Source organism: Peribacillus sp. P4_D6, from assembly GCF_056401795.1.
Genome location: NZ_JBFUIQ010000141.1, coordinates 1 through 9060, shown reverse-complemented (window position 1 = coordinate 9060; position 9060 = coordinate 1). Strand labels below are relative to the sequence as shown.

Here is a 9060-nt window from a genome sequence, read left to right as displayed (position 1 = left end):
ACCTTAAATAGTTTCGTTTTAAAAACATCAATCTTTACGAAAAGAGCCTTGTTTTAAAATAGATCTATTAAAAACTTGAGGTGATGAGGATGCTTTCGGAACATCAYTCTATTCAACGAGATCAACTTGAAATGATTACTTTGGACCAACCAACTGGTGCCGGCGAACCAGTTGGTTCGTAAAATCTCAATTAAAGAGAGACGTATTGGCGTATAGCGATGAAGCACCGCCAGAGTGAACAAATAGAATGTTATCCTCCGGCTTAAAGGTGCCTTTTTGTATTAAATCGATGAGTCCCGCTGCCGCTTTCCCCGTATATACCGGATCCAGCAGTATCCCTTCCGTTCTTGCCATTAGCTTGACCGCTTCCACCATTTCAGGTGTAGGCAAAGCATAACCCGGGCCGACATACTCATCAAAACACGTAACAGCCTCACGAGGAATTGAATTCGGAATGCCGATATGTGTTAAAGTTTCCTTAACAAGCTGAATAACTTTCTCTTCTTGTTCAGCTTTCCCTCTGCTTACGTTTATTCCAATTACCGATACTCCACTGTGATTTCCATGGAATCCTGCCACCAAACCAGCATGCATTCCTCCACTGCCGCTTACACAAATAACTGCTTTCAAATCAATTCCTTGCTCAAAGGACTGKGCCAAGATCTCCTGAGCACATGCAACGTATCCCGTYGCACCAATGACATTGGATCCCCCAACCGGGATGATGTAAGGTTGATGTCCTTTCTCTGTCACCTCTTTAGCCACTTTTTGCATTTCTTGCATTAAGTCAGCTCCATTAGGCACTACTTTGATTTGTTCAGCGCCTAATAAATGGTAGAGAAAATAGTTACCGTTAAAATCCGGTTCAGAATTTGAAAGGYCCTCTTCCAACACAAGGATGCATTTCATTTTCTCTTTAACCGCAGCAGCTAGTGTCAAGCGGCAATGATTTGATTGAATGCCTCCACATGTAATCAATGTATCCGCGCCTTTGTCCAATGCATCGGCAACAAGGAATTCCAGTTTCCTTGTTTTATTTCCGCCTGCCGTCAGACCAAGCATATCGTCTCGTTTAACGTAAATGGATGGGCCCCCAAGAAATTCAGAAAAATGATCCAGTCTCTCAACTGGTGTATACGTCGGTGTATATCGTTTCCTGGGAAATTGTGCTAAGTTMATTAATAACTCCTCCTGCTTCCTCTATGTATATTAAAGAAAGAAAATATCAATCTGATATTCTCTTTCGTTTAAAATAAGCTTCGATTTCAATCATAGCATCTTTATGTAATCGAGCAACATGAATCTCCCTTCTAGCATGGTTATCTGTAAAAAGAATTTTCATATACATCATTCGTCAGGGCAAAATGATATCAAAACCTACTATTAGTGCTTCCGCTTATTCTATGACCACCTTTTTTTCCAAAAAGTATCAGGCAGTTTCCCAGTTACAGCATATTTAAGGGCTACCTGGGAATTTTTTATCTTGCCAATAAGGTCCGATAGCCTAGTGAGCGTCTTTAGTAGTAATAGTGTCATCCATCCCATTGAATTGTATTAATAAAAAGTATGAAGCATTGAAATGGACATCACTCATTTTTAAAATAAATATACTTGTATATTTTTAGAAAAGAGCGCCATGGAAACCAATAATTATCTATATATTCAAATTAAATAGAACATTATTATTCTAAGCCCTTAAGGGAAGCTATATTTTTGTTATTAAAAATGCAATCATTGAAGCGTATTATTGCCCGGAGACCGTTTAACGGAAGATGATATCGCCCAGCAAATCAATTGTAGCGTACACCGGTTTGTAAAGCTTTTGGGAAATTGGAATAGGAAAATTTGCTACAGGTTAAACCTGTCCATAGGGATGGTCATATCCAATGTGGATATTGAATTTAGCTGCAAGAATTGGAAATCAGTAATGCTCGAAAACCATTCTATACAAAAAGACTGTGAAGGAATTACGGAAGAGGAGTAAAAAAAACTGGTATGGGCAACAGATAAACTGCAACAAGAAATAAAAAAAATGACCGAATAGCGGCAAGTCGTACAAACATCGAATTTCACCGCTTATTATATTCCAACTCGAGAAATAACTTTCTCCAAAAAACTACAGATTCATCATGGTTTCTTTTCGAATCCTTTTTATCGGCCCGTAATGAGGAATTACATTGGTGGATAAATCTTGGTATAAGGAACGAAACAACGAGCACTAACAGTTAATCCAGGCCATTCGTGACAAAGTTGTAGAAAAAGCAATAAAGGTCAATACAATCCATATTAATGTTAAATTCTTCACTTTTTTATTTGAACCGTACAAGGCCATGGTTGAAGTCCCCTTCCCGACCATTGCCTTGTATGCTTTTTATACGGTTGCGCTTCTAGGTAGTTATTCAGCTGATTAGGTGGGAAAATGGCTAGGTTTTTCGATTGAATGACCCCTGGGGTTCTTATTCCTAATTATGTAAGTTCCAAATGCCCGGACAATCATCCATACACCTTTTGATGATCAATGGTTACTTGTTTACTCATCGTAACGTTCCAGCAATTCAATAATCACTTTAAAGGTCGCTTTTGTATCCATATAGGCATACCGGCCTTTTCCGTTAAAAAAGTTTCCTGACTGTATGACCGGATAGCCCATTTCTTCCAGCATCTTCATTTTAGCCTCCATGTCTTTAACGACAAAAGAGATATGGTGAACACCCTCACCATATGTTTCTAGATGATCTTTCCACGTACTGGGTGATTCGCCCGGCTCGATCAATTCAATTTGAATTAACGGAGTATTGATGAACATATATTTTGATTTGCCTTCAGTGGGCTTCCCTTTGTAAATCACGTTTGTCATATCGGATGAACCAGAATGGATGATGGGAGGTTTTTCAACACCCAACAACTTACTATATGCATCTGCAGCCGCATCAAGGTCTTTGACAACAAACGCAAGCTGTTCCACTTTGTTAGTCCCTAGTAGMGGCTGAATGCTGTCATCTTCCGGTCTTTCCCATGCCGTTACTCTTGGCTCCGCACTTTCAAGCAGTTCAACTAACGTTTTGTGATCATCTAGTGTATCCACATATACATATCGGCCGTCACTTGAAGTGAATTCACCCGTTTGCAAAGCTGGGTAACCATTTTTCTCCATGATTGGCAGCCTCTTTTGGATAGAGTCCACATCAAAAGCTATATGGTGGATCCCTTCACCTACTTCATCCAGGAACTCACGCATCGTTCCTGGATTTTTATCGGGTTCTATTAGTTCAAATTGGACGGTCGGTGTATTCAGGAAAGCCAGTTTGGATTGCGATTCCGTTGGTACACCTCTAAAAGTGACTTTCGAAACAGAACTGTCACCAGTTAGAAATGGTTCTGCCTTCTTAATGCCCAGCAGTCTTGTGAAAGCTAGATTAGCAGCTTCAATATCTTTTACAACAAATGCGAGTTGATTAATATTCCTATTGCCCAATAGTGATTCAGCCATACTAATAAACCTACTTCCCCTAGTTTATTTTATTATGAACTCAACCCAGTCCGCGAACGGACAATCCTCCATCACTGGAGATGACTTCACCGGTAATAGCACGCGCCGCGTCTGATGCCAATAGGACATATGCAGCTACATGATCTTCGGGCAGCTGTGCAAGCTGAAGAGGGTTTCTTTTTTTTATGCTATTTGCCTTCGTTTCATTATCCACCATTTTAACGAATGGACGGAGTGGAGGAATGACCGATAATGCGGTCAGAGTGCCACCAGGCGCTACAGCATTCACCCTGATGTTAGGAGCGAGTTCAAAGGCAAGTTGGCGCATCAGCCCTATTTGGGCATGCTTGCTTGCTGTGTACCACACCCCGCCGCCATCCGGATAAAAACTGGCACCGGATACGGTGAAAATAATATTTCCATTCGATTTTTGCAGTTCTTCAAGAGCGGCTTTAGCACCGAAGAATGATCCTTTAACATTAATATCGATCAGAAAATCATATGCATCGGAAAGTGCATCGGGAGTTACGTCGGCAAATTTAGCAAATCCATCAAAGACTCCTGCATTGGCAACGAAAACATCCAGTTTTCCAAATTGCTCGACAGTGGCCTGGACAGCCCTCTCATTGTCTTCATATTTACTTACATCGCCTTGGTTAATGAGAATATCTTCACCAAATTCCGCTTTCATTTTCTTTAGCGTTTCTATCGAGCGGCCGATGATGCTGACTTTTGCCCCTTCTTGTATGAAACGTCTAGTGACAGCCTCCCCGATACCTGAATTTCCACCGGTAATCAACACTACTTTATCCTTTAACGCCATTGCCATTGTAACCAGCCTCCTCTTTTTAACCAAGTCAATATTATACGAAGATAGCAAGATTTCTGGTATTTATCGTTGATTGATCAACAATGAATATTCGTTTGGAAAGTTTCCATTTACCTTCTTCGAAAATGAATTCATCATTTCGTTCCCCCGAAATCAGATCATGTTGAATATCCGTGCTGCGGCTACGATAGATGAGCAGGTAGCTCTTGACGACTGCCTTTTCACCTTCAACATAGTCTTTAACACGTACATTTGAGACAAAACGCCGTGTTCTTGATGGCGGTATTTCCGCCCAAGCATAATCCGTTTTCAAACGATCCACACGCAGTTTAAGCAGCTCAATATCATCATTAAATGTAAACATGTCCGTTGAATAATCCGGGCGTTCCACCCCTTCTTTATTAACACGTACAGGCATTTGATAACGTAAGCTCGAATGCATTAAATCGAACCAATCATCAAATTCAATATCATCCAGTAATTGAGCTTCATCATACAGCCACTGTTCAAATTGACATTTGAGCAACATTTTCTCCACATTCATTTCACTTACCCCTCCCGCTTATCATTTCGTCATCAATTCAAGCCAGTACTTGTAAAAATTCCTTTGGCTCGCTTCAGTGAATTTATCATCGTAAGCAACACCAGGACCTATAAAATCAACTGGTTCACGATGAAGACCCATTGTATAATTGTAGGTTAGATTCTTTAGGAAAGGCATTGGGCCTTGGGCTGCTTCAGTGATATCAGTAAAAACTTCCGTATCATCCTGTTCGAAAATACCGGATGGACTAAAGGTCAAGATAAATGAATCTCTTGATCTATCTTTCCAATCTTGGGAGGCGTTCTTTTCCACGAGCATCCAAGCAATCACTTCCATTTTATTGTGACCGATTGGCCGCCACATCCTTATTGAAGTGTTGGAGATGAATTGGTCTTTGATTTTTGTATGGGATATTAAAAATGATAGGTTAGGGAAGACATTCCCAATCATATTCTTTAAGTTTGATAACACTCCATATTGTTCTTCTGACAAATTAGTTTTAAATTCATCTTTCAATTCTTCCGGGAAAGCGAAGTCAGGATTAGGAGTCCCTAAGTTTAGTCCATGTCCGTTTTCCGTATGGATTTGAAAACCGCGCTTTGAATAGGTAGCATTGGGCACCATGCCCAGTTTGGCAATGGATCCGTGTGTGACCATCGTGTGATAGGAATCACCAACAAAGTTATCGGAACCAACTTTCCAGTTGGAATTAACAACGAATCTTTGCGGAACTCCGATTACTTCCATTTCTGCACGTCCTACAAGGATATCCAAATACCATTTAATGTCGCCAAGGAACTCTTCAAGCGGTTCTGCATCTTCATTCCAAGTTCCAAATAAAAGACCTTTATAGGATTCAAGCTTTACTTTGTGAAGGCCCATTTCCGAGCGGTCAAGGTTGCCCCCATATATGTCCTTTTGTAATGGCACTCCTACGAGTTCACCAGTGTTTTTAAAATTGAACCCATGGTAGGGGCACGTAAATAATGACTTGTTCCCTTTATCTGCACGGCATAGTTTCATTCCGCGATGGGTGCACATATTATAAAACGCCCTGATTTCCCCTTCAGCATCACGAGTAATGATGAGCGAGTAGCCAGCAAGTTCACGGGTCATGAAGTCTCCTTTGTTCGGTACTTCAGAATCATGACCGATAAAAACCCATGTTTTCAAAAACACTTTTTCATGTTCTATATCATAAACCTTTGGGTCTCCAAGGAGGTATGCAGGTATAACGCCTTCCTCTGGTTTAACCGTTTCGTTCAAATAGTCAACAACTTGCTGTTTCGACATTTCTTCTAAGGATTTTTCAGTTTTAAGCATACTTTTTCTCTCCCTTCCAAGCTTTACATCATTATGCATTACCCAATCTGAACGCTTTTTTCCTTGTTTTGCAGAGTCGCCAAAACGCTTAATGCCGCTAGATAACTCGTTTTCGGGTTATTTGGCATCGGATCATTTTCCACTTCCAGTTTCAGTTTCCCGAACGAACCTGACGCTTCTATCAGGTGATTGTTTTTTAACACTTTTGGATCGGCAATGATTTTCACTTTCGTCTTTTCTGATCCAAGACCAGCCATAGACAGCACAATCGCAACATTAATGTTTCTCGGAAACAGCTTGATCGCTTCTGCAGCAGTTCCTTCAAATAATACCGTTTCTTCTGTCACTGAAGACCCTGCCGGCAATGCGTTTGGCGGTTTTCTTGTGGTGATGCAAACAGATTCAAGACCATTCACCGCTTTTGCCGATTTAAGTACATCTAGACCTCCAATCGCACCAGACGGAAGGAGAATATTCACGTTATTCAATTTACAAATCTGGTTTGATTGTTCTTCAAAGGCGGAATTCGCCATCACGCCAATGCTGCTTAGCAAGAGATCCTTCCCGCTTTTAAGCACTTTCAATGCATACTCTTCAGCTGCTTCTATCGTTGCAGCCTCTATGACTAAATCTACATCGGATTTAAGGAGTTCGTCGACATCACGATATGGCTGTGTCCTGAATTCTTCAGCTAATTGTGCCGCAACTTCTTCACGGCGGGCATAAATCGCAACGATTCTTCCACCTGGAAGAAGCCCGTCGTTATTAATGGCCTGAAGCAGAAATTTTCCGATATTACCGCACCCGATTAAACCTAACTTCATGTAGTTTCATCCTTCCTCAATCAGCAAACCCGTATGAGTCCGCAAAGAATTCCAACCCGCAATGTCTTGTTTCCCGCGAAACACCGCTTTCTTTTAAGCCAGGGAAGTCCAGGGCCAAGTCGCTGAAAACGGTATGATTATTATGGAATACCGCACCAGCTTCAAGGCGATCTGCCATTTCGACAGCGATATCTTCATTCTCGGTCCAAACAGATGCACGCAGCGCAAACTCACTATCATTCGCTAATTTTACAGCTTCATCGATATCATTGAAAGGTAAAATTGGAATGATCGGTCCGAATTGTTCCACTCGAACCAATTCGCTCTGCTGATCGACGCCAGTAATAATGGAAGGAAGCATATAATAACCTTTATCCCAAGTTTCCGGATTCAGCTGAATGCCGGTTGTGATTATATTTCCTCCTGACTTAGCAGTACGTTCGATCAAGCCATTCACAAAGTCATATTGTGCTTTATTATTCAATGGACCCATGGTTACATCAGGCTGAATTCCATCACCGATCACCATCCGGCTGAACTCTTTGGTCAGCTTCTCCACAACTTCATCATATCGTGATTCTTGGACGTACACTCTTTTTACAGCAGAACAAACCTGACCCGCTGCTCGTAAAATCCCCATCCTCAAACGTTTGATAGCCGCTTCGTCCATATTGGCATCTTCCAAGATGATGGCAGGATCATTGCCGCCAAGTTCCATATATACTTTTTGAAGATTTCCAGCTGATTTCTGCATGATATCTTTCCCGGTTTCCGTACTTCCGACAAACGCCAATGTCCTTACGCGTGAATCGGAACATAGTGTGTCGCCGATTGCTTTTCCTGATCCTGAGACTATATTGATGACTCCTGGAGGAAAATGTTCAGCAACTACTTTTAAACAGGTCATGATCGTTAAGGGACAATTCGTTGCAGGTTTTACGACAACGGCATTGCCTGCCAAAACAGCAGGTATGACCCTTTTAAATGTTAATATCATCGGAGAATTCCACGGTGTGATTATTGCCGTGACACCTCTTGCCCTTCTTCGGATTTGGACTTTTTGTTTTCCTGGAAGCACTTCAGGCTTCCACCAATCAAGTAACTCTGCTGCACAGCCCTTCATTACTTCAACACAGCGCAGTAAATCCTTTTTAGCTTCAACAAGTGTTTTGCCATTCTCACGTACAAACACTGTAACATTTTCCTCGATAACTTTTGATAGTTCTTCTGCCGCAGTGTTCATCCTGTTTGCCCGTTCCCCGATATCAGAGCGAGACCACGTTTCAAAAGCATTTTCTGCCGCTTCAATAGCGCCATTCACGATTTCTTCAGAGCATTTTGCCACCTGGCCAACTACTTCCGATGTATTTGCCGGATTTACAACATCGACTTTTTCCGGTAATTCTATCCATTCTCCATTAACTAGATATTTTCCTGAAACAAATGGGTATGTCGAAATCATTCTCAATCCTCCTTATAGTTTTTTGGGCTTGAATGCTTCCGCAGCTCCCGGTGGTCCGCCAAATGGTTTGGCCATTGGCCCCACAGCTTCCATATCAACGACGATCATTGAAGGTTTACGTCTTTCCTTAGCCTTTTTCAGTTCGGATATGAACTCATCTCCAGAACCAATACGCACTGCATCAAAATGCATGGACTCAGCCAGTTTCACAAAATCAGGGCTCAATAAGTCCACAGCTACCTGCCGACCATATGCGGCTGTTTGAATATTGCGAAGAACTCCATAGCCTGAGTCATCGAACAATACGATGATAACTGGTAAGTTTTCTTCGGCTGCCGTAACCATTTCCCCGACGTTCACCATAAACCCACCATCTCCAGCCATAAGAACGACGGTTTTATCTTGACATCCCATTTGGGCACCGATTGCTGTTGGAAGACCTTGACCAATTCCGCCGCCTGATGCATGAATCGATGTTCTCGGTTCATAGATTTCAAATAAACGGCTACCCCAAACATTTGCCTGTACGGTCACATCACGAACTAGAATGGTATCCTCTGGTAATATCTCCCTCATGCCATCTACAAA

Annotated in this window: 8 protein-coding genes; all 8 read right to left on the bottom strand. The window is 41.7% G+C overall.

Annotated elements, in window-relative coordinates; translation table 11 throughout:
- Positions 1 to 186 precede the first annotated feature (186 nt).
- Positions 187 to 1179 (bottom strand): D-cysteate sulfo-lyase, encoded by a 993-nt coding sequence (cuyA, locus tag AC1DVB_RS23150; RefSeq protein ID WP_477591137.1) that lies wholly within the window; start codon positions 1177 to 1179, stop codon positions 187 to 189.
- Between the two features lie 1351 nt (positions 1180 to 2530).
- A complete protein-coding gene (locus tag AC1DVB_RS23145) occupies positions 2531 to 3490 on the bottom strand; it encodes a VOC family protein (protein ID WP_328098192.1) in 960 nt (319 codons plus the stop codon).
- 40 nt (positions 3491 to 3530) lie between these two features.
- Positions 3531 to 4319: an SDR family NAD(P)-dependent oxidoreductase gene (locus AC1DVB_RS23140; protein ID WP_235568314.1), complete on the bottom strand. Its 789-nt coding sequence runs from the start codon at positions 4317 to 4319 to the stop codon at positions 3531 to 3533.
- Between the two features lie 34 nt (positions 4320 to 4353).
- Positions 4354 to 4863, bottom strand: a complete 510-nt coding sequence (locus AC1DVB_RS23135; RefSeq protein WP_034312295.1) for an aromatic-ring-hydroxylating dioxygenase subunit beta — start codon at positions 4861 to 4863, stop codon at positions 4354 to 4356.
- A 21-nt stretch (positions 4864 to 4884) separates the two neighbouring features.
- Positions 4885 to 6186, bottom strand: coding sequence for an aromatic ring-hydroxylating oxygenase subunit alpha (locus tag AC1DVB_RS23130; protein WP_057277770.1), 1302 nt, complete (start codon positions 6184 to 6186; stop codon positions 4885 to 4887).
- Positions 6187 to 6224: 38 nt separating this feature from the next.
- Complete coding sequence (gene nadX, locus AC1DVB_RS23125; RefSeq protein WP_057277771.1) at positions 6225 to 7010, bottom strand: aspartate dehydrogenase; 786 nt, start codon at positions 7008 to 7010, stop codon at positions 6225 to 6227.
- Between the two features lie 16 nt (positions 7011 to 7026).
- Positions 7027 to 8472: an aldehyde dehydrogenase family protein gene (locus tag AC1DVB_RS23120; protein WP_034312301.1), complete on the bottom strand. Its 1446-nt coding sequence runs from the start codon at positions 8470 to 8472 to the stop codon at positions 7027 to 7029.
- Positions 8473 to 8484: 12 nt separating this feature from the next.
- Positions 8485 to 9060 (bottom strand): thiamine pyrophosphate-dependent enzyme (locus tag AC1DVB_RS23115; protein ID WP_477591133.1); only part of this gene is annotated, 576 nt, incomplete at its 5' end.